The 21312-nt window shown below is 61.8% G+C and carries 24 protein-coding genes and 1 tRNA gene; 15 read left to right on the forward strand and 10 right to left on the reverse strand.

Translation table 11 applies throughout. The features are described 5' to 3' along the window. Nucleotides 1-56: 56 nt before the first annotated feature. From murA to GGQ67_RS18195, 9 genes are all read left to right on the forward strand, one after another. Nucleotides 57-1349: a UDP-N-acetylglucosamine 1-carboxyvinyltransferase gene (murA, locus tag GGQ67_RS18155; RefSeq protein WP_183901535.1), complete on the forward strand. Its 1293-nt coding sequence runs from the start codon at nt 57-59 to the stop codon at nt 1347-1349. Nucleotides 1350-1511: 162 nt separating this feature from the next. Next, the gene (locus GGQ67_RS18160; protein ID WP_183901536.1) at nt 1512-1949 is read left to right on the forward strand and encodes a DUF2948 family protein; all 438 of its coding nucleotides are present in this window, start codon (nt 1512-1514) and stop codon (nt 1947-1949) included. A gap of 38 nt (nt 1950-1987) precedes the next feature. Next, nucleotides 1988-3286, forward strand: coding sequence for a histidinol dehydrogenase (gene hisD, locus GGQ67_RS18165; protein WP_183901537.1), 1299 nt, complete (start codon nt 1988-1990; stop codon nt 3284-3286). A 3-nt stretch (nt 3287-3289) separates the two neighbouring features. Further along, nucleotides 3290-3763 (forward strand): UPF0262 family protein, encoded by a 474-nt coding sequence (locus GGQ67_RS18170; protein ID WP_183901538.1) that lies wholly within the window; start codon nt 3290-3292, stop codon nt 3761-3763. Nucleotides 3764-3768: 5 nt separating this feature from the next. Beyond that, entirely contained in the window at nt 3769-4245 is a 477-nt protein-coding gene (locus GGQ67_RS18175) for an arsenate-mycothiol transferase ArsC (RefSeq protein WP_183901539.1), read from the forward strand. A gap of 130 nt (nt 4246-4375) precedes the next feature. After that, the gene (gene infA / locus GGQ67_RS18180) at nt 4376-4594 is read left to right on the forward strand and encodes a translation initiation factor IF-1 (protein ID WP_003545338.1); all 219 of its coding nucleotides are present in this window, start codon (nt 4376-4378) and stop codon (nt 4592-4594) included. 56 nt (nt 4595-4650) lie between these two features. After that, nucleotides 4651-5271 carry a Maf-like protein gene (locus tag GGQ67_RS18185; protein ID WP_018898379.1) on the forward strand — a complete coding sequence of 207 codons (621 nt, stop codon included), beginning with the start codon at nt 4651-4653 and terminating at the stop codon, nt 5269-5271. Nucleotides 5272-5303: 32 nt separating this feature from the next. Further along, entirely contained in the window at nt 5304-5513 is a 210-nt protein-coding gene (gene yacG, locus GGQ67_RS18190) for a DNA gyrase inhibitor YacG (RefSeq protein ID WP_183901540.1), read from the forward strand. Nucleotides 5514-5694: 181 nt separating this feature from the next. Continuing rightward, nucleotides 5695-5770, forward strand: a tRNA-Phe gene (locus tag GGQ67_RS18195). A gap of 118 nt (nt 5771-5888) precedes the next feature. Here the strand turns inward: GGQ67_RS18195 and GGQ67_RS18200 are convergent. Beyond that, nucleotides 5889-6869 carry a flagellin N-terminal helical domain-containing protein gene (locus tag GGQ67_RS18200; protein ID WP_183901541.1) on the reverse strand — a complete coding sequence of 327 codons (981 nt, stop codon included), beginning with the start codon at nt 6867-6869 and terminating at the stop codon, nt 5889-5891. Between the two features lie 329 nt (nt 6870-7198). Between GGQ67_RS18200 and GGQ67_RS18205 the strand changes: the two genes are divergently transcribed. Next, entirely contained in the window at nt 7199-7468 is a 270-nt protein-coding gene (locus GGQ67_RS18205; RefSeq protein ID WP_047507331.1) for a hypothetical protein, read from the forward strand. A gap of 133 nt (nt 7469-7601) precedes the next feature. Next, nucleotides 7602-7835: a hypothetical protein gene (locus GGQ67_RS18210; RefSeq protein WP_183901542.1), complete on the forward strand. Its 234-nt coding sequence runs from the start codon at nt 7602-7604 to the stop codon at nt 7833-7835. 23 nt (nt 7836-7858) lie between these two features. On the opposite strand, the gene GGQ67_RS18215 is transcribed toward GGQ67_RS18210, so the two are convergent. Next, nucleotides 7859-8107 (reverse strand): hypothetical protein, encoded by a 249-nt coding sequence (locus tag GGQ67_RS18215; RefSeq protein ID WP_183901543.1) that lies wholly within the window; start codon nt 8105-8107, stop codon nt 7859-7861. A 229-nt stretch (nt 8108-8336) separates the two neighbouring features. Here GGQ67_RS18215 and GGQ67_RS18220 point away from each other — a divergent pair, with 229 nt between their 5' ends. Then, entirely contained in the window at nt 8337-8741 is a 405-nt protein-coding gene (locus GGQ67_RS18220; RefSeq protein ID WP_183901544.1) for a hypothetical protein, read from the forward strand. A gap of 58 nt (nt 8742-8799) precedes the next feature. Here the strand turns inward: GGQ67_RS18220 and GGQ67_RS18225 are convergent, their stop codons facing one another. Then, nucleotides 8800-9006 carry a hypothetical protein gene (locus GGQ67_RS18225; protein WP_183901545.1) on the reverse strand — a complete coding sequence of 69 codons (207 nt, stop codon included), beginning with the start codon at nt 9004-9006 and terminating at the stop codon, nt 8800-8802. Between the two features lie 269 nt (nt 9007-9275). On the opposite strand from GGQ67_RS18225, the gene GGQ67_RS18230 reads away from it, so the two are divergent. Both GGQ67_RS18230 and GGQ67_RS18235 read left to right on the forward strand, forming a co-directional pair. Continuing rightward, the gene (locus GGQ67_RS18230; RefSeq protein WP_018898387.1) at nt 9276-9704 is read left to right on the forward strand and encodes an OsmC family protein; all 429 of its coding nucleotides are present in this window, start codon (nt 9276-9278) and stop codon (nt 9702-9704) included. A 157-nt stretch (nt 9705-9861) separates the two neighbouring features. Then, nucleotides 9862-10758 carry a DMT family transporter gene (locus GGQ67_RS18235; protein ID WP_183901546.1) on the forward strand — a complete coding sequence of 299 codons (897 nt, stop codon included), beginning with the start codon at nt 9862-9864 and terminating at the stop codon, nt 10756-10758. A 7-nt stretch (nt 10759-10765) separates the two neighbouring features. Here GGQ67_RS18235 and GGQ67_RS18240 read toward each other — a convergent pair whose 3' ends face one another. The 7 genes from GGQ67_RS18240 to GGQ67_RS18270 form a co-directional block, all read right to left on the reverse strand. Further along, nucleotides 10766-11788: a polysaccharide pyruvyl transferase family protein gene (locus tag GGQ67_RS18240; protein ID WP_183901547.1), complete on the reverse strand. Its 1023-nt coding sequence runs from the start codon at nt 11786-11788 to the stop codon at nt 10766-10768. 48 nt (nt 11789-11836) lie between these two features. Beyond that, complete coding sequence (locus GGQ67_RS18245; RefSeq protein ID WP_183901548.1) at nt 11837-13327, reverse strand: lipopolysaccharide biosynthesis protein; 1491 nt, start codon at nt 13325-13327, stop codon at nt 11837-11839. 55 nt (nt 13328-13382) lie between these two features. Further along, nucleotides 13383-14300: a glycosyltransferase family 2 protein gene (locus GGQ67_RS18250; RefSeq protein ID WP_183901549.1), complete on the reverse strand. Its 918-nt coding sequence runs from the start codon at nt 14298-14300 to the stop codon at nt 13383-13385. A gap of 606 nt (nt 14301-14906) precedes the next feature. Next, nucleotides 14907-16460 carry a VOC family protein gene (locus tag GGQ67_RS18255; RefSeq protein WP_210279696.1) on the reverse strand — a complete coding sequence of 518 codons (1554 nt, stop codon included), beginning with the start codon at nt 16458-16460 and terminating at the stop codon, nt 14907-14909. 62 nt (nt 16461-16522) lie between these two features. Continuing rightward, complete coding sequence (locus GGQ67_RS18260) at nt 16523-18136, reverse strand: response regulator (protein WP_183901550.1); 1614 nt, start codon at nt 18134-18136, stop codon at nt 16523-16525. Between the two features lie 4 nt (nt 18137-18140). Then, nucleotides 18141-18566 (reverse strand): response regulator, encoded by a 426-nt coding sequence (locus GGQ67_RS18265; protein ID WP_018898394.1) that lies wholly within the window; start codon nt 18564-18566, stop codon nt 18141-18143. Further along, nucleotides 18553-20640, reverse strand: a complete 2088-nt coding sequence (locus tag GGQ67_RS18270; protein ID WP_183901551.1) for a sensor histidine kinase — start codon at nt 20638-20640, stop codon at nt 18553-18555. The genes GGQ67_RS18265 and GGQ67_RS18270 overlap by 14 nt, the downstream gene beginning before the upstream one ends. 222 nt (nt 20641-20862) lie before the next feature. On the opposite strand from GGQ67_RS18270, the gene GGQ67_RS18275 reads away from it, so the two are divergent. After that, nucleotides 20863-21264 carry a response regulator gene (locus GGQ67_RS18275; protein ID WP_183901552.1) on the forward strand — a complete coding sequence of 134 codons (402 nt, stop codon included), beginning with the start codon at nt 20863-20865 and terminating at the stop codon, nt 21262-21264. Nucleotides 21265-21312: the final 48 nt, after the last annotated feature.

Below are 21312 nucleotides of genomic sequence, written 5' to 3' on the forward strand. Positions count from 1 at the left end.
CTGCATCCTTTTAAAAGACAGAGTTTCAGAAAGGCGGGCATCGCCCGTAATCGCCTATGGATCGTATCAGAATTGTCGGCGGTAATGAGCTTAGCGGCATCATTCCCATTTCCGGCGCCAAGAATGCCGCCTTGCCGCTGATGATCGCCTCGCTGCTGACCAGCGATACGCTGACGCTCGAAAACGTGCCGCACCTGGCCGATGTCGAGCAGTTGCTGCGCATCCTCGGCAACCACGGCGTCGACGTTTCGGTCAATGGCCGCCGCGAACGCCAGGAAGACAGCTACTCGCGCACGATCCACTTCACCTGCCGCACCATCGTCGACACGACCGCTCCCTACGAGCTGGTCTCGAAGATGCGCGCCTCCTTCTGGGTCATCGGCCCGCTTCTGGCGCGTGAAGGCCAGTGCCGCGTCTCGCTGCCCGGCGGCTGCGCCATCGGCACGCGCCCGGTCGACCTGTTCCTCGATGGCCTGACGGCGCTTGGCGCGACACTCGATATCGACAGCGGCTATGTCAACGCCACCGCCCCCAAGGGCGGCCTGATCGGCGCAAAGTACACCTTCCCGAAGGTCTCCGTCGGCGCGACCCATGTCATGATGATGGCCGCCACGCTTGCCTGCGGCACCACCGTCATCGGCAACGCCGCCCGCGAGCCTGAGGTCGTCGACCTCGCCAACTGCCTGATCGCCATGGGCGCCAGGATCTCCGGCGCCGGCACCTCGACGATTACCATCGAAGGCGTCACCTCGCTGTCGGGCGCACGCCACCGCGTTCTGCCGGATCGCATCGAGACCGGCACCTACGCCATGGCCGTTGCCATGGCCGGCGGCGATGTCGTGCTTGAAAACACCGATGTGGCGCTGCTCGACACCGCGCTTGAGACGCTTCGCCGCGCCGGTGCTGAAATCTCCGCGACCAACAACGGCATGCGCGTCCGCCGCAATGGCGCCGGCATCCGCCCGGTCGATATCGTCACCGATCCCTTCCCGGGCTTCCCGACCGACCTGCAGGCGCAGTTCATGGCGCTGATGACCCGCTCGACCGGCGTGTCGCATGTCACCGAAACCATCTTCGAAAACCGCTTCATGCACGTGCAGGAACTTGCCCGCCTCGGCGCCAAGATCTCGCTGTCGGGCCAGACGGCGAAGATCGAGGGCGTGCCGCGCCTGAAGGGCGCACCGGTCATGGCGACCGACCTGCGCGCTTCCGTGTCGCTCGTCATCGCCGGTCTTGCCGCCGAAGGCGAGACCATGGTGTCGCGTGTCTACCACCTCGATCGCGGCTTCGAGCGGCTGGAAGAAAAGCTCACGCGCTGCGGCGCGATCGTCGAACGCGTCAGCGAATAAGCGCAACTGTAGACGTAACGAGACAAAGGGCGGTCATTCGCCCTTTGTCCCCGTTGCGCAACGGGCGTTAGCGCCTTATGTCCCTTGTGCTACGGCACCGCCATTCCGCGGCGCCGGGTATCGCCATCCCGGCGATATCGGAGACAACGGGGTGCTGCCTGAATGACCGACCTGAAGCTTGTTGCGCTGGATAGCGAAGACCTTGCCATCGTCTCCGCGCATACGCAGGATAGCGTCTTCAAGGTCGCGGATATTTCCTGGTCGCCGCGCGACCACCAGTTCTCCATCGTCGCCAATCGTTTCGTCTGGGAAGAAGCGGCCGCCAAGCGCAAGGGCTTCGAGCGCCGCCGCGCCGCCATCGTCTTCAAGCGCGTGCTGGCCGTGCGCTCCGTCGGCATCGACCGGAAGAACCGTGAGGAGGTCCTGTCGCTGCTCGCCATCCGTTTCGAGCAGAAAGGCGAGGGGCCCGAGGGCACGGTCCAGATCGATCTGGCCGCCGGCGCCACCATCGCGCTCGATGTCGAATGCATCGAGGTTCAGCTTGCGGATATCGGCGGCGCATGGGAAACCGCATCCAAGCCGCGCCATCCCGGCGCCTGAATACGCATTTATCGAAGCATACCGAGAGGAATTGACGCGTGGCAATCTGGTTGGATCAGGCATCGGACGATTTCGGGCAGCGCTTCGCGGCGTTTCTGACGACCAAGCGCGAAATGTCCGAGGACGTAAACACCACCGTTCGCGCCATCATCGATGATGTGCGCGCCCGCGGCGATGCGGCGCTCGCCGAATACTCGCGCAAGTTCGAGGGTATCGATTTCGCCGAGACGCCGATGCGCGTCACCGAAGCGGAAATCGACGCGGCCGTCGAGGCCGTGCCCGCCGAGGTGCTGGGCGCGCTCAAGGTCGCCGCCGTCCGCATCGAATCCCACCACGCCCGCCAGCTGCCGAAGGACGATATCTACGAAGACGCCATGGGCGTGACGCTCGGCTCGCGCTGGACGGCGATCGAGGCGGTCGGCCTGTATGTTCCCGGCGGCACGGCGAGCTATCCGAGCTCTGTGCTGATGAACGCCATTCCGGCCAAGGTCGCTGGCGTCGATCGTGTTGTCATCGTCGTTCCGGCAACGGGCGGCCAAGTCAACCCCGCCGTGCTCGCCGCCGCCAAGCTTGCCGGCGTCACCGAGATCTACCGCATCGGCGGTGCCCAGGCGGTCGCGGCGCTCGCCTACGGCACCGAGAGCATCGCGCCGGTCGACAAGATCACCGGCCCGGGTAACGCCTATGTCGCCGCCGCCAAGCGCCACGTCTTCGGCACGGTCGGCATCGACATGATCGCCGGTCCGTCGGAAGTCCTCGTCATCGCCGACAAGGACAACAATCCGGATTGGATCGCAGCCGACATGCTCGCCCAGGCGGAGCATGATGTCAGCGCCCAGTCGATCCTGATTACCGACGACGCGGCCTTCGGCAAGGCGGTCGAAGCCGCGGTAGAGCGCCAGCTGAAGACGCTGAACCGGGCCGATACGGCCGCCGCCAGCTGGCGTGATTTCGGCGCCGTCATCCTGGTCAAGCAGATCAGCGACGCCATCCCGCTCGCAAACCGCATCGCCGCCGAGCATCTGGAACTCGCCGTCGCCGATCCCGATGCGCTGGTCGACAAGGTCCGCAATGCCGGCGCCATCTTCATCGGCGCGCATACGCCCGAAGTGATCGGTGATTATGTCGGCGGCTCCAACCATGTGCTGCCGACGGCGCGCTCCGCGCGGTTTTCGTCCGGCCTCTCGGTGCTTGATTTCGTCAAGCGCACCTCGATCCTGCGTCTCGGCCCCGAACAGTTGCGCACCCTCGGCCCGGCCGCTATCGCGCTCGCGGTATCCGAAGGTCTCGACGCCCACGCGCGGTCGGTCGCGATCCGCCTCAACCTGGAACGGTAAGCGATGGCTGCGGGCGACTTCCGGCTTTGCGACGTCGTCCTGGACGACACCATCGGCCGATCGACGCCCGATGTCGAGCACGAGCGCGCCGTCGCCATCTTCGATCTCATCGAGGAGAACAGTTTTGCGCCCGTCGGCCATGCCGGTGGCCCGTACCGGCTGAACATTTCGCTCGTCGATGCCAAGCTGGTCTTTGCCATCACGACGGAAGGCGGCGAGGCGGTCGCCACCCATATCCTGTCGCTCACCCCGTTCCGCCGCATCGTGAAGGATTACTTCATGATCTGCGAGAGCTATTACGAGGCGATCCGTTCCGCCTCGCCAAGCCGCATCGAGGCGATCGACATGGGTCGGCGCGGCATCCATAACGAAGGTTCACAAACCCTGCGGAACCGATTGGACGGCAAGATCGAGGTGGATTTCGATACCGCGCGCCGCCTGTTCACGCTGGTCTGCGTTCTCTACTGGCGCGGATGACCGGGATGGACGAGCTCGAACCAGCAGGCGCGAGGGTCAAGCCGGGCGCGATTTTGTTCATGTGCGGCCTGAATGCCATCAGATCGCCCATGGCGGAGGCGATCGCTCGTAGCATGCTGCCCGCCAATACCTATATATGCTCCGCGGGCGTCCGTGCGGGCGAGCGCGATCCCTTTGTCGATGTGGTGCTCGATGAAATCGGACTTTCGCTCGGGCGCCATCTGCCGCACACGCTCGACGATCTCGAAGATGATTATTTCGATGTGATCATCACGCTTTCGCCGCCAGCCCACCACGCAGCGCTGGAACTGACGCGGGCGAGCGCCGTCGAGGTGGTCTACTGGCCGACCATGGACCCGACCGTCGTGCAGGGCACGCGGGAGCAGATTCTGGAGAGCTATCGCGAGGTGCGAAATCATCTCGCCGAGCTTATCGAGAAGCGTCTATTAGACCGAAGTGGTATCGCCGCGCAGTCCGCATGAAACAAATAAAGGAAACGCGATCAATTTGGTTCACAAACCCCTGTTGATTGTGTAGTTTCCGCCCAAATTTTGAGGCGGCCCCAATCTTGGCCAATGCCGCCATCTCAACCGACAGGAAGAAAACACCTATATGCCTAAAGAAGAAGTCCTCGAGTTCCCGGGTATCGTCACCGAACTTTTGCCGAATGCGACGTTCCGCGTGAAGCTCGAAAACGAGCACGAGATCATCGCCCACACGGCTGGCCGCATGCGCAAGAACCGTATCCGCGTTCTCGCCGGCGACAAGGTTCTTGTGGAAATGACGCCATACGACCTCACCAAGGGCCGTATCACCTACCGCTTCAAGTAAGCTTGATCCGAAAGCCCTAAGGCTTTCGCTTCCGTCTGCCCGGTAGTCGAGGTTCCATGGCGCTCAAATACAAGCTTATTCTGGCTTCGGGTTCGCCCCGCCGCGTTGACCTGCTCAACCAGGCAGGCATCGAGCCGTCGCGCCTGATGCCGATGGATATCGACGAGACGCCGAAGAAGTCGGAGCACCCGCGCTCGCTGGCCCGCCGCCTGTCCACGGAAAAGGCCGAGGCAGCGCTGGCCGCCATCAAGGGCGACATGACCTGGAAGGGCAGCTACATCCTTGCCGCCGATACCGTCGTGGCCGTTGGTCGTCGTATCCTCGGCAAGGCCGAGTTCGCCGACGAGGCCTCGGCCTCGCTCTACCTGCTCTCCGGCCGCAGCCACTGGGTCTATACCGGCGTCTGCCTGGTGACCCCTGATCGCAAGATCCGCCAGAAGATCGTGGAAACCAAGGTGCGCTTCAAGCGTTTGTCGGGTTTCGAGGTCGAGAACTATCTGGCCTCCGGCCAGTGGCGCGGCAAGGCGGGCGCCTACGGCATCCAGGGGCTGGCCGGCACCTTCGTGCAGAAGATGGTCGGCTCCTACACCAACGTCGTCGGCCTGCCGCTGTACGAGACCATTTTGCTTCTGACCGGCGAGGGCTTCGACGTCCACAGCCGGTGGCCCGAGGCTTGAAGCCGGCGGGCCGAAAACCCGAAGGAATTACCATGGCCGACGAAACCAGACAGAGCGCCAAGATCGAACCGCTGCGCAAGGCGCACCCATGTCCCGAGTGCAACACGCCGTCGCAGCGCGAGCATTATCCGTTCTGCTCGAACCGCTGCCGCGAAGTCGATCTCTCCCGCTGGCTGAACGGCTCCTACGCCATTCCCGTTGCCGAGGACGAAACGAAGGCCGAGTATCCCGACGAGAACTGATCGCGTTTTCCGCTCGGGAAGCCGTTCATTTTGTTCGATAATTCGGAAAATTCACAGGCCTGTCAAAAAACTCTCATTTGGCGCTTGCCATGGCCGAACAAGATGTTATAACCCCGCTCGCTTCCGGGGAAAACCAAGCCCCTTCCGCTCTTGCAAGTGAGAGTGTGGCCGAAGCAGGAATGCCCAGATAGCTCAGTTGGTAGAGCAGCGGATTGAAAATCCGCGTGTCCGTGGTTCAAATCCGCGTCTGGGCACCACTCTTTTCCTCAGATTGAACCGTTGATCGACACGATGAAAACCCCGCGCATGTCGCGTCGCGCGGCACTCGTGTTCGGCCGGGTGCCGTTGCATTGCAGTTGAGCTACGAGATCGTTTTTAGCCCTGGAACAGGCTGAGAATGTTGCGCGGCGCGGAGTTCGCGATCGAAAGCGATTGAACGGCCAGCTGCTGCTGTGTCTGTAGCGCCGAGAGCCTGGAGGATTGCTCCTCCATGTCGGCGTCCACGAGGCGGCCGATGCCGCTGTCGATCGAATCGCTGAGCTTCGAGGCGAAGTCGTTCTGCCGGTCAACGGTGCGGCTCAAGGAGCCGATGTCGGACGCCACCTTCGTCATCTGCTTTGTCATGCCTTCGAGCGTCGATAGCATGTCGTCGAGTTCCGCCGATGTCGTCGAATTGTTGATCGCCAGGTCGGTCGCCGTCGCGGGCGCCGTGGCGCCCTTGAGGACCACGTAGTTCTTGGCCGAGCCTGCCTGCACGGCGAAGGCCTCGCTCGACAGGATGCCGTATTCGCCGGAGCCGCCGTTGTCGACGAAATACTGCACGTCGGTGTCGGTGCGGGGCGGCGGCGTGTTGATCGCGTAGCTCACCGTGCCGAGCTCGACCGTGCCGTCATTGTTTCGGATGAAGGAGGTGACGATCTGTTTGTCGGCGGAATCGACGCTGCTGTTCCAGGAAAGCCAGTTCTGGCCGTTGAACGACGCCGCCGCCAGCGTCGCCGTCAGCTGACCCTTCAACTGCGTCAGTTCCTCGTTGACTTTCGTCTTGTCGACGCCGTCTTCATAAGCCGTGACCAGCTTCGCCTTCATCTCCGACATGACGTCGATCGAGGAGGCAATCGCCTCGTAGGTCGTGTCGAGAATGGCGCCGCTCAGTCCCAGCGCGTCCTGCACCGCCGAAACCGCCTTGTTATCCGAGCGCATTGTCGTGGCGACCGACCAATAAGCGGCATTGTCGGCGGCCTTGCCGACGCGCAGTCCGCTCGACACCTGCCTCTGGGTCTCGCTCAGGCTTGAGTTGACCGAACGAAGCGTCTGCAGCGCGATACTGGCGGATGTATTGGTGACGATCGAAGTCATGAGTAACTCGAAAATTGAAACTTCAGATTTATATTGAAGGATTTCTTGCGATCTGCGCACGTTATGGATGTTGAAGTATAGCTATGCTGGTTAATAAACTGCCCATCGAGACAGATGGATTTTAGCCAATTCCTGCCGAATATGGTGATCGCAACTACGTTGACCGCATGTAAAACCACCAAAAAACACCACGTATGAATTTGAGAACGTGGCACTGGTCTGTCAGCATCGCCGGTAGTCCGCCTCTCACGTGCGATCCATCTTTTGATTTGGCGGCAAAGGATCGGGCTGATACAGCGGTCTTATCCCGCAGGACAGCAGAGAGTCGCATGGCCAAGACGAAAGAACCGAAGCTCGAACATTCCGAACTCGCCGGCGAGTTCACCGACGATGGCGTGACCGTTCTGGTCGATATCTTCCGCCCGGCGGGGACCAATGGCGACTGGAAAATGGAAGTCGTCACACAGGACGACGACCTGATCGAATGGGAAGAGGGATTCGAGACCGACCGCGACGCATTCGATGAATTTCTGGCCACCGTCGAGCGCGACGGCATCCGTACATTCCTTGACGATGCGGACGAGCCTTCGGTTCATTGATGCCGTGACACTGTCGTGACCGTCGCATTCAGGCTGGCAAATGTCGCTTGTGGAGGCCCTTTAAAACAAACCGAAACTAAAGTGGGCCACTCCGAAAGATAAGTGCGCGCAAAGCGCGCCGGGAACAGCAAACATGAAAGCGTTGGAATACAGAGCCGCTCTGGCGGTCCTGGGATTGACCACTGCTGGAGTGGAAAATCTCTTTGGTGTCGATCAGATCACCAGCCGCCACTGGGCGACGGGAGAGCAGGATGTGCCGCGTGCCGTGTCGCTCTGCCTGCTCTTGATGGCGTCGCATAACCTGTCGGTCGTTCAGGCTCAGATCCTGGCCGACAGCGTCGACGTGCCGCTGGCGAAATCCGCCTGAACGCAGGCGTTCGGCGAAAGCGCTCAGGCCGCCGGCGCCTGGATCATCTTTTTCAGAACATCGAGAAGCTGCTTGGCGTCGTCGTTGGCGCCGATCACCCGCAGGCGCTCTTCCGCGAGGCTGATGATCGCTTCCATGCTTTCGCGTTCGCTCCATCCGGACGCGACACAGGCCTGGGCCAGGTCCTCGAACGCGAACTGCATCGCGTCCTGGCAGCGCACCTCCCGATCGGGATCGTCACTGGTGACAAATGGCCTGTAGATCTCCCGCATCACAGCTCTCCGCAAATCATTCGCACGAGCCATGCTAGACCACAGGCTTTAACGAAGTATTCATAACGATAGCGGGCAATCTGGGCGGAAATTCGCGTCGCGTCCGTTTTCCCATGGAGATGGTTGAAGTTGTCTCGTCGCGCACACTGTAACCTAATGATAAGGGCGTCGTTCTCAACGCCTCCATCAGGTGGTAATACTGCTCTCGCCAAAAAGAGGGGAGATCAACATGCCACGCATCTCGCATCTATATTTCAAGACGGCCATTCTGTTCCTGATCGTCGGTATTGGAATGGGGCTGAAAATGGCGATCTCGCAGGACTACAGCGTGATCGGCGCTCATGCGCACTGCAATCTTCTGGGATGGGTCACGATGGCGCTCTTCGGCGTGTATTACGCGCTCAACCCGCGCAAGGCCGAACGCCGCATCGCGACGATCCAGTACGGCATCTATACAGCAGGCGTAACGTTGATGGTTCCGAGCCTCTACCTGATGTTGCTCGGCAACACCGCTATGGAGCCCGTCGTCGCGGTTGCCTCGATCGTTACGTTCGTCGGCGTCCTGCTGTTCGCCTTCGTGATTTTCTCCAGCGAACAGGTGGCCATGACACCATCGACGCCGTCCTATCGCTGAAGTCTTCCGTTTAACCTTTTCGGCGCGCGTTCTTGGGGGCGGGCGCCGTGGAGGTCGCTCAATGGACGACCTGAACGCGAATATGCTCCTTGGCGGCGTAGGAATGGCAGTCGATCGGCGCATCGCCGACGAAGATCACATCGCCGTCCTGATCGAACAGGCCCCAGCAGGCCTCGTCATCGACATAGACCTTGCGGACGTAACCGAACGGCGCGGTTTCGAAGACGACGTTTGGTGCAACAGCAACTGTCTCAAGTTCTCGCATGGATCACTCCGATAGTCATTTCTGTTTTAGTGCGACATCATATTGCATTGCGAGGCTGATGCGGGGCTATCCCTAGAAATGGGGATGGCAAACTCAGCTTGACGATCATCGTCGCAGGGTGTCCCGAATCGGTCATGCATGCTGATTTCCTTCCTTGGTTGCAGCGTGCCGCCCCTTGCGGATTGCGATTGCAGCGGCGACAAGAGCGCATTGCACCAGCCAATCGAAGCTCCTATCTACTGATAGGAATCATCTCAGAGGAATAACTCATGGCCGACCTAAAGGTTCGCACTCGTCCCGTTGGCGCCAGCGCCGTTCTCGGCCGCACCGGCTTCCCGCATGTCACCTCCGCCACGGGCGGCGAGATCGATATCGTCACCAGCCCATCGCAGCCGGGCTTCAACCCGCTGGATCTCCTTTATTCGTCGCTGTCGGCGTGCCTGGTCTTGAGTGCCCGCATGGCGGCGAGCCAGCTCGGCGTTCTCGATCGCATCACCGAGCTCAAGGCCGACGTAACCGGCGAGAAGGCGACCGAGGGTCTGTCGCGGGTGAAGACCTTCAACATCGTCTTCTCCATCAAGGGCGACATCGACGAGGAGACCCGCCAGAAGATCGCCCACGCCGCCGAGGACGAGATCTGCACGGTGAGCAACACGATCCGCGGCAATCCGGAATTCTCGACCGTTATTTCCGGCTGATCCGACACCGAAACCGGCATTTGCGCGGTCTGGGCACGCCAATGCCGATATCGACCGCGCCTGTCGTTCCCGGGCTATTCTCGGCTCGACGCTTCTGCTACTTGCGATACATGATGGCGCCGCTCGATCGCACACGACGCCGTAAACACGGTACGCCATGTCGCAAGTCTCCTCCGCTCTCCCTCGGTCCGCTCCCTCGAGCCGGTTCGCGCTCGCTGCTCTGATCCTCGGCGGTGCCGCGATCGGCGGCTCGCCGATCTTCGTTCGGCTGTCCGAAGTGGGGCCCATGGCCACCGGCTTCTGGCGCGTGGCGCTGGCGTTCTTCCCGATCTACATCTTCTCGCTGATCAAGGGTGGGCCTACGGGTCCAAAGCCCGAGACATGGTCGGATCGCGGCCTGCTCGTCCTGCCCGGCGTCATTCTGGCCGCCGACCTGATCACCTGGCATCTGTCGATAACGATCACATCCGTTGCCAACGCGACGCTGCTTGCCAACCTCGCGCCTGTTTTCGTCACCATTATCGGCGTGCTGTTCATGGGCGTGGCCGTCACGCGCGTTTTCGTGGTGGGGCTGCTGCTGGCGATCGCCGGCGTCGTTATTCTCAAGGGTGGTCCGGCGGCGCTGGGCGAGGGCGATCCGCTGGGCGACGGCGGTGCCATTATCGCCGCGATCTGCTACGCGCTCTACATCCTCGCCATCGGCAAGCTGCGCGCGCGCTTCGATACGGTGCGTATCATGCTGTGGAGCACGGCGTCCGCGGCTGTCTGCCTGCTTCCGTTCGGCTTCTTTCTGGAAGGCCAGCTCTTCCCCACGACCATTTATGGCTGGGCAATGGTCTTCGGCCTCGCCTTCATCAGCCACGCCACCGGCCAGGTGGCGATCACCTATGCGCTGGCCTACCTGCCTGCGGCCTTCTCCTCGCTGACCCTGCTCCTGCAGCCGGTCGTGGCCGCGATCCTCGCATGGATACTGCTCAGCGAGCCGATCGGCTCGATGCAGGCCGTCGGTGGCCTCGTGGTCCTCGCCGGGATCATGATCGCCCGGCGAGGTTGATTGAGGGTCAGGCGACGGCTGCCTGCTTCTGCATGCGGCGTGCGTCGAGAATGGCCAGCGCCTCGTCGACGGTGGCCGCCAGCTCCGCCTTTTCCGTATTGCAGGTGTTCCAGGCCTCGATGAAGCTGCTGGTCTTTCCGTAGCTGTTGTCGAGCACGCAATGGTCGGCGCCGATCAGCACGCACATGATATGGCCGTGCATGCGGTCGGTGATGACCTGTCGCGCCGAACCCAGAAGCGCCACGCCGCGGTCGAAGCGCTGCTGCGCGCGCTCGCGGTAGGCAAGTTCCGTCATGCGGGCGCGTCCACCGATCTTGCCTGACAGCAGCCCCTTCAGGATGGCTGCGTGCTTGGTCTGCTTCTGGAAATCGGCGGGCTCGTCCGGCCAATCCGATTTCACCGTCCCCGGACGCTGCGTCGCCGCCGTCAGGTCCTGCGGCGTGCCGACCTCCTGGTCTTCGCGCAGGTTCAAGAGCAGCTCGTGCTGCGGCACCGGCTTTGCGACCGGCCCGATGCAGAAGGCCATGTCGGGGCAAAGCCGCGTCTCGCACTGGAACCAGCGTTGCGCGAAGGCAAGGCTCTTCTTGTCGCGCACCAGGAGCGTGAACTGGCCGTGCTTTTCGATCGCCCGCGCGGTGCTGTCGACGTTGGCCTGATCCTTGAAGTGGATGGTCTGCGGCAGCTGCACGATCGGCCGTCCGTTGTGCCGCTCCAGCATGTTTTCGCGAAACTGCCGGTAGCCCGCCCAGATGTCGCCGAAATTGCCGCCGCCATGCAGGAAGATCCGGCCGTCGCCGATGGCGCCAAGCATGCGGTCCTCGTCGAAGGTCGGGATTTCGGTCACATATGACGGGCGCGAGCGCTTCTTGTCGAAATAGGCAAGCTCGCCGAGCCAGATGGCGCTGTCGCCGATATTATAGTGGTTCGGGAAGTCCAGCAGTGCGTAGCGCTCCGAGGGATCGAAGACATCAGACAGGTTCTTCTCGATCACGCCCTGCAGGCGGTTGATGATCGTCAGGTTGGATTCCATTGAAGGCTCCTTGTTTTAGGGACAAGAGGTCCGAAGTAAGCGCGGGCCTCAGGCCCGCGCGTGTTTGCGAAACGGATTGAGTGACATTGCAAGCGCGATGTACGGGCGGATGACGGAACGGCCGAAGATCGGCAGGAAGGCGAGGTAGATCACCGCGCCAAGCCCGATGCTGAGGCCGAGCGACAGCCAGCGATTCTCGACATGCGCGACGATGACGGGGTGGGCGAACCAGACGCAGACGGCCATCAGCAGCGAGCCGCACAGCGGCAGCGCCACGGCCTTCAGCGTGCTCATTGCATCGATATTGGCGAAGCGCGCCAGCACGTACTGCTGATAGGGTAGCGTCAGCCAGGCGCGCAGCGTATAGCCCGCCGCAACCGCAACCACGCCGTAGGGCACCAGCAGCCAGGTCAGCACCAGCGTCGCGGCAAGCTGAAGGGCCGCCACCGAGAGGATCGATTCCGCCCGGTTGACCGCCGACAGCGCCGACGAGGCGAAGAAGTTCATCACGAAGGGCACTGCCATCAGCACGAGAACCGTGGCGATGTCGCCGGCATTGCCCCACTTGTCGCCGAACAGCATGGCGATCATGTCGTTGGACAGCGCGCCGAAGCCGAGCAGCAGCGGGATGGTGCCGAGTGCGGCGGCGCCGACGATCTTGTTATAGGCGTTGCGGAAGGCGATGTGGTCGTTCTGCAGCCGCGACAGCGTCACCAGCGCGACACTGCCGATCGGCGCCAGCACGGCCTGTCCGATCAGCTCGATCAGGCGCCAGGCAATACGATAGCGGCCGACCTCGACCGGGCCGTACCAGCGCGAGATGAAGATATCCTGCACGCGGGCAAGCAGCATCCACATCAGCTGCGTCACGACAAGGCTGATGCTGAACAGGAAGACCGAGCGGAACAAAGGCACGTTGAAACGGAACTTCGGCATCCAGGGATAGGCGACCCAGCCGAGCAGCACGGTGACGACGGCGTTGACGGCGGTCTGGGCGACCAGCGCCCACACGCCCCAGCCCATGAAGGCGCAGGCGACGGCGGTGATGCCGGAAAGCATGCTGGCGGCGATCGCCTGCGCCGCGAGGTTCTTGTGGCCGAATTCGCGGGCCAGCCGCGCATTGTGGATCACCGCAAGCGACGAGACCGGCAGCAGCGGCGCCAGCCAGCGGAGGATTTCGGAGACTTTCGGGTCGCGGACCAGATCGCCATAGTACGGCGCGAAGACGAAGACGACGGCCGCGACGATGGCGCTGAAGGCAATGGTTGCCCAGAAGGCGGTATCCGCCAGCTCCTCGTCGAGGTCGAGCTGGCGCGTTACCGCGTCGCCGAGCCCGGCATAGGCAAGCACCCTGCCGATCTCGACGAACAGGCTCGCGAGTGCGAAGGTGCCGAAATCGCCGGGGCCGAGAATACGGGCCAGAATGACGAAGATCACGAATGTCGCAACCGTGCTCCACGCGACGCGAATGACCGACCAGAGGACGGAAAGCGCGGTCTTTTTCTTCAGCTCGGCGTGGCCAATTGCCGTATCTGTCATTCAGTGTCCAATCGATTAGATGCGCAGGCGCAATGCTTCCGGGGTCTGGGGCGGCTCAAGCGGCCCGGCCCGTCTTCTGGCCGCGCCAGTAGGCGACCATCCCGGTGAAATTGTCTCTGAGCTGGCTGCGATAGGTCAGCCCCAGTTCGTCGCTGAGCTTGCGGCGGCCGATCGCCTCCAGCACCGCCTGGCGGATGTCCCAGCGCAGCATGCCGCGCATGTTCGAGCGGCGGTCGAACAGATATTTGGCGTAAAGCGCCCCGTTGCCGAAGGCATAGCCGCTCTGCAGCTTCTTCACGTCGCCGAGCTCGCGGCGCCCATGGAAATGCTTCACCGCGAAATCCGGAAGATATTCGACGCGGATGCCGGCATTGAAGGCGCGGTGCACGTAATCGGTATCCTCGCCCGAGCGAAAGGGAGAGCCGGCGCCAAAGCGGGTGTCGAACAGGCCGACCTTGTCGGTCAGGGCGCGGGGAAACGCCATGTTGGCGCCATGGATGAATCCGCCGGCATGCAGCTCGCTTGTCAGAACGGCGGGCTCCAGCTCGGGCTTGATCGTGACGGGCAGATCGCGTGCGTCGCCAAGCTCGATGCGGCCGCCGCGCATGACGATGTCGGTGTCGGCGGCAAACAGCGCGGCAATCACGGTGAAATAATCGGGAAACACTTCGCAGTCATCATCCGTGAAGGCGATGATCCTGCCCTTGGCCGCAGCCAGCCCGCTATTGCGCGCAACAGAAAGGCCCGGCTTCGCTTCATGCACGAGATTGGTGCTGATCGGCGCGGCTCTTGCCCATTCGCTGACGATCGCGGAGGTGTTGTCGGTGGAGCCATTGTCGACGAAGACGAGTTCCAGGCTGAGATGGTCGGCCTGGCGTGCGGCATTCGAAACGGCTTCCAGGCAGTTCGTCAGTCCATAAGCCCGATTTCTCGATGAGATAATCAGGCTGATGTCCACGGGCTGAGGAGGCATTCGGGTTCCCTTCTGCAGTCGATGTCGAGGGAAGGGTAGGGCGCTCCCACAGCCTCGGCAAGAAACATTTTGCGTTGCAGCAAACCAATACAGTTTGCCGAAAAACCAAAACAATGTGGTGATTTCTTGCCGGTATATTATTAATCGCGGGAGGTTGATATTAACCGGATATTATTTCGACAAACGGGAACGGTAATTGTAATAATTCGTGTTTGTTTAATATTAGGTAAGTCGTAATTCTGTTTACTTTCTTTCATTGATCGCGATTGTTCTATTTATACCGTGTTATGAAATAGATGAATATATGAAAGAGTGCATTGGTTTCTTGATCGTGATTTTGTCCGTCGTATCATGCTTCTTCGCATTGGCGAAATGGGGTGGAAGCAAATGAGAAGTGTTCTCGGCGGACCAATATCGATCAAGAAAACCGGCGAAATTGAAAGATAAACGCAAGAAAAGGCCCGTCGCAGGACTTGAGGGAATGCGACGGCCCCGAGTAAAATTTCAATAATGCGACCAGCGGGTGTGTCTCTGAAGGCGGTGGATCAACCGGTAATGACCGACCCACACGGCGCAGGCAACGACACGGTTGCGCCCGCTGGTGCACTATTCGTCATTGGTCAGCCACTTCTGGATAACAGGAATATCGGCGTCTCCAAGCAAGTGCCCTGTGGGGATGACTGTCGAATCGACGGTTGCGCCGGAAGCCTTCAGCCGTGTCTCGAGGTCGCTTGCATATTTGCCATAGGCATCCGTCTTGCCGCTGATAACGAGCAGATCGGTTCCCTTCAGGTCAGCGCGCGGATATTCGCTCAGAACCGGCATGGAACGGAGCAGAACCGCTTTGTGAACCAGGTTGGGGTGCAGGTAGAGAAGCGAGTTCAACAGATTGGCGCCGTTGGAATAGCCGACATAGACAAGCTTCTTCGGATCGAGCCCATAGGATTTGACCGCCCCCTCGATAAAGGCGGCGAAAGCCTCGGCCTCGTTCTTGATATCCTGCTGATCGAAAGAAAACGGCGTGATGCGCTTGTACCAGCGCGGAATGCCTTCCTCTGTCGCCCGCCCGCGCACGCCGAGCAGCGTCGCGCGCGGCGCCACTTTGTTCAGGAGCGGCATCAGCGTCGTCTCGTTGCCCCCAGAGCCGTGCAGCAGCACGAAAACGGTGCCATCGGGGTTCGGCGGCGTATAGAAGCGGTGCACGAAGGGCAGATCGCGATAGTTGACCCTGGGTTCGCCGGGCATCGAGAACTGTGGCAGAACCACTTTCAGGTCCTTCAGATCGGTGATCGGGTCCTTGGGGAGGAACAGCTTTTGGCCAAGCGTCGCCGGCGGCTCGTTCACCGTCATGCCGGGCTTGTCCGTCGCCAGCTCAATCAGCGTGCCGCCCGGTTCGCGCACATAGAGCGAACGGAAATACTTGCGGTCGTGCACGTTGACCTCGGAGGAGCCCTCCTTCTTCAGCGCGTCATGCGTCTTCGACAGCGCCGCGTCATCGCTGGCGCGGAAGGCGACATGGTCGAATGTGCCCGTCCCCGGCGCGCCGGACCAGAAGCCCTTGGCGTTTCTGATATCGACGATGTCGCCGGATTGCGAGACCAGCCGGTCGATGTTGCCCCGGTTCTCCTGGAAGCGGTAGCCGAAATGGTTTTCCACGAAGGCGCGGCTCTTCTCCGGCTCCTCGGTCAGCATGGTCGTGCCGCGCACGCGCTGCACGGCATGCTCGGCGGGAACATCCGCGCCGTGCCACGGCGCCGGTGATGTCACCGTCGGGGCGCCGGCGAGCTTGACGATGATATTGTCGGGGTCCTTCAGGCGCAGCACCGGCTCGCCGAATTCGTCCGCCGGTCCCTCGGCGCGGATGCCGTAGCTCATCGCCCGCGTCAGCCAGTAACCGATGCTCGAAGGGTTGATCGCCAACGCCAGTTCGCTGAGCTGGCCGAAGCCGGCGCGGCCGGGCGCGCCATCCTCCCACACGAGAAACGTCACGAGCGACCCGGGCGTCCCCACGGCGTCACCGTAGAAGAGGTGCAGCTGCGTCGCGTCTTCGAAACCGGCCGTCTGCTTGACCAGTCGCATGCCGAGAAAACCGGCATAGAAATCGACGTTCGCCTGCACCTTTCTGGTGAGAAGCGTGATGTGGTGGATGCCTGAGGTCATTGACGAGAGCCCGGATTGCATTGGGGACAGGAGGAGCGCGGAGATGAAGGTGATGATAACGGTCATATCGTTGCGTGTGTTTGGTGCCTTGTTTGCTCTGCATAAAGAATTAGGGCATCTCCGCAAGGCTGCAAATCCAAAGTCCGCACATCCCGCAGCGCGAGTTCCAGCTGCTGCCGCGTTGGCGGCTTGACCATGTAGGCCTGCGCGCCAAGCGCCTTGGCACGCTCCATATCATCCTCATCGCTTGATGTGCTGAGGATGAAGGCCGGTATCCCGCTCAAGCCTTCATCGCGCGAAAGCGCCTCCAGAACCTCGAATCCGTCCATGATCGGCATGTTGATATCGAGCAGGATGAGGTCGATCAAAGGATCGTGACCACCGGCCGATCGCTCTTCGAGAAGCTGCATCGCCTCGCGGCCGTTCGAGGCGACATGCAGGTTGAACGTCACTTTTTCCCGCTTCATCAGCTTGATCTTCAGAAGCTGCACGTCGGCCGGACTGTCCTCGACCAGCAACACCTCGGCCACGCGGCCGATCCTCTCGGCTCGTTGCCCGGCCTGCTGCGGGCTTGCCGCGCCGGCGGGCGCCTTGTCGGTCTCCGGCAGTGCCAGCGGCAGCTCCACGATGAAGGTCGTGCCGCCCCCCTCCGCGTCCTCGCACCAGATCGCGCCCGCATGCAGCTGGGCGATCCGCCGGCAGATCGCAAGCCCGAGCCCGGTGCCTTCGATACCGCGGCCAACGAGCCGCTTGAAGGGTTGGAAGATCAGCTCGCGATGATCGCGCGCGATGCCGGGCCCGTTGTCGGCGATGGCGATCCGGCAGAGCGCATCTTCGCCTTGCGCCGAAATCCGCACGCGCGGCTCCTCGGTCTCGCAATATTTGATGGCGTTGGAGATGATGTTCTGCAGCATCTGCACCAGAAGCGTCCCGTCGCCCATCACCTCGGGCAGCGGGCCACGCTCGATCGCCGCGCCGCGGCTGCTGATCTGTTCGCGCAGATTGCGCTCCACCTGATCGACGATCGCCGACAGCGATACCGGCTTCACCTCCAGATCGCCGGAAGCCTTGAGCTTCGAGAAGCCAGATACCTTGACGATCAGCTCCTCCATGTGGTCGGCGGCGCTGAGCACGTAGCCGAGCAGGTCGTGATCGTCATGCGCGAGCGATGGCGAGGCCTGTAGCAGCCTGCTGAACGACTTGATCGTCCTCAGCGGTTCCTTCAGGTCATGAGCCATGGCGCGGGTGAAGATTTCGAGCGATTGCTGCTTTTGTTCGAGCCTTGCGGCGAGATCGCCATGCATGATGGCGCTCTGGATGCAGCGGTGCAGCGTCTCCGGCGAAAGCGTGTCCTTGGTGAGGTAGTCCCGCGCGCCACCCTTCATCACCTCGACGGCGATCGTCTCGCTTCCCTGGCCCGTCAGCATGATCACGTTGGCGGAGGGATCGAGCTTCAATATTTCCTCGAGCACGCCAACGCCGTCGCGGCCCGGCAGCGAGTAGTCGAGCAACACGCAATCCGGCCGCTTCCGTGCGTTGAGCGCTATGCCCTCGTCACCGTTTTCCGCTTCGAAAACCACATAGCTCGCGCCCGGTACGCGTGCCAGCATCCGCCGGTAGACCTCCCGGTCGTCCATGTTGTCGTCGATAACAAGTACCGCGCTGCCGTCGGGCATGACATTACCCTTCCAGAGGCAGTATGGCGATCTCGAACCAGTATTCCTTCAGCCGCTGGATCGCCGCGAACAGACCGTCGAGATCGACTGGCTTCTGCACATAGGTATTGGCGCCGAGCGCGTAGCAGCCCTCGATATCGCGCTCGTCGTCAGACGTGGTGAGGATCACCACCGGGATTTTCCGCCAGGCCGGGTTGGACTTGATCGCCTCCAGCGTCTTGCGGCCATCGAGCCCCGGCATGTTGAGGTCGAGCAGAATGAGGCCCGGGCGCGTCTCCATCGTGGCCAGCAGATCCAGCGCCTGCTGGCCCGATGGCGCCCATTGCACCGGGTTCTTGAGCTTGGCGCGCTTGAAGGCGCGGATCGTCGCTTCGTAGTCGTCCTCGCTGTCCTCTACGATCAGGATCGGCTGTGATTCACGGTGCTGCATGATGCCCCTCGCGCTTGTGACCCAATGTAAAATAGAAGGTTGTGCCCTGGCCAACCTCTGACTCCAGCCAGACGTCGCCCTCGTGACGGCCGATGATCTTGCGCACGAAGGTCAGTCCCGCGCCGGTGCCGTCGTCCGATTCCTGCGTCTTTTCCAGCCGCTTGAAGATGCGGAAGATATCCTCGTGAAACTCGCGCGGAATGCCCTTGCCGTTGTCGCGCACGAAATAGACGTCACTGGCCAGGCGACCATCTTCGCCGGCGAACGCGGCGACGTGACCGACGGTCACGACCGGCTCGGCCTTGTCGTTGTACTTCACCGCATTGGTGATCAGGTTGCGGTAGACCTCCGTCAGCCGCAGCGAATCGCAGACGACCTCGGGAAGCGCGCCGTCGATGACAACCTTCGCCCGCCGCTCTTCCAGATAGAGCTCCATGGTCGCGACCACGTCCTTGACGACGGCATGAACATCGGTGCGCTTGACCGCCAGCTGCTGCCGGCCGATCCGCGAGAAGTAGAGAAGGTCGTTGACCAGCTTCTCCATGCGCTGGCTGAGCCGGACGATGCGGTTGAGGCGCCGCACGCCGTCCTCATCGAGCACGGTCTCGTAATCCTCCAGCAGGAAGCGGGAATGATTGTGCATCCCCCGCAACGGTTCCTTGAGGTCATGCGAGGCGATGTAGGCGAACTCGTCGAGATCGGAATTGCTGCGCTCCAGGTCGTCGGTATAGGCCTGGAGCTGGCGAAACATCGTCCGCAGCTGTTCTTCCTGCTGCACCCGCAGGCTGATATCCCTGAGAATGGCGACGAAGGTGACCGTCGTCCCGGTCCTGAAGGCGCTCAGCGAGACATCAAGCGGGAATGTCTCTCCGTTGCGCCTGATGCCGGAGATGGTCCCGGTTGTCCCGGTCCCGCCTTCCTCGCTCAAGAGCAGCGACCGCCGGAAATAGTCGTCGAGCCCCGCGTGATAGGTCTCCGGCAGCAACATGTGCACGCTCTGGCCGATCGCTTCCTTCGATGTCTGGCCGAACATCTCTTCCGCCGCCGGATTGAACAGCGAGATCTTGCCCTGCGGGTCCATGGCGACGATCGCGTTCGGCGTGTTGCGCGTCACGGCATCGAAACGGATGCGCTCGGCATCGAGGCTATCGCTCTTGCGCTGGAAGAAGAACACGAAGGTCGCCACCAGCCAGAGCATGGCGACGGTGATGGCGCGGTTCGTCGCCTCATAACCATAGCTCCCGCCATGTCGATCGACGGCGAGAAAGCCGAGCAGGATCAGGATGGAGCAGACGAATGCCAGGTTGAACGGCGCGGTACGGCTGCTGAACCACAGCGAGGTGAGGATCAGCGGCACATAGATCATGCCGTTGACGACGCCGAGCGGGGTGTAGAGATCGATCATCAGCCCCACGAAGCAGATCGCGCCGGGGAGCCAGACGGGCATGCCGCCATAATGGTCCGGCTGCAGCCACCAGGACCGCACCAGCATCGCCGAGCCGAGCAGTGTCACGCCGGCGGCGGTATGCACCGCCATGCCGATATTCGACCCCCAGCGATAGATATGTTCGGTCTGCATGGCGTATCCGGCAAGCGCCGAGATGCCGAGGCCGATCACCACATAGCCGATCAACTCCTGGAACAGCCTCGCCTTGCCCTTCCGGTCCGGTGGTGTCAGTGCCAGCGAGAGGTTGGAGAAGAACATGATCACGGCCGTATTCAGCGCCATGCCGCCGCCGACGCGGCCAAAAAATGCCGGATCGACGAAGATGCCGGCCAGGAAGCGCTCCATGATCTGCGGCTGGTGCCCGACGAAGGTCAGTTCGATCAGCCGTATGCCGCTCATCGCCGCGCCGAGCGAAAACAGGAGGAAAGCGGCGAGCCGCGCGCTGGCGCCGTTGTAAACGGAGATGACGAGCGCAATCCCGGCGAGACAGAAGCAGATCGCCGTGTTGATCGCCATCGCCGGCGCGCCGGGTATCAGGAAGAGAACCGGCTCGATCTGCCGCACCCAGGCGAACAGGATCGTCACGCCGAGCAGGAGCATGAGCAGGCCGAGCACGATCGTGGTCAAGCGGTGTCGTTCCTGGCGCCAGGGCGTACTCGTCCTTCGACCGATGATCGGTTTCACCACGCGTTGCTCTCCCGTCCGCGGGGTTACTATTTCCAGAATTGAAAATTATTCAATATACATCCGCCGCGATAGTTGCCGCACCGTGGTGCGCGGCAATATGCTGGACCCGTATGCTTTGCCTTGTCGTCGAACGGCACACCGGGGCGAGAGCAGGAGGTGGCGATGCCGGCGGTATATTATGTGGACGACAGCCGCGACGACCTGTTCTACGCGCAATATGTCTGTCGCGGAGCGCGCGACGACATCGACCTTTCCTGCTTTGCGACCAGCGATGCCGCCTTCGACGCGCTCCATGCTGCCGTGGCGGAGGGTCTGGCGCTGCCCGCGCTGCTGATCGTCGATCTCTACATGCCTCTCGACAGCGGCATTGGCCTGATCACCCGTTTGCGCGCCGACCGGCGGTTCTCGTCCATGCGAATCGCCGTGTGTTCGGGGTCGGACGCCACGGCGGATCGGGAGCGGGCATTGGCGTGCGGCGCGGATCTATACGTCGAGAAACCGGTCGATCTCAACGTACTCATGGATATCCGGCCTTCGTCCATCGAAGACAGCAGACTTTATTAGGTATTTATGACGCAATGGTTGCAAGTCTGATTGACACGACTTTGGCTA

This window comes from Rhizobium metallidurans, assembly GCF_014196505.1.
GTDB classification, from domain to species: Bacteria; Pseudomonadota; Alphaproteobacteria; order Rhizobiales; family Rhizobiaceae; genus Rhizobium; species Rhizobium metallidurans.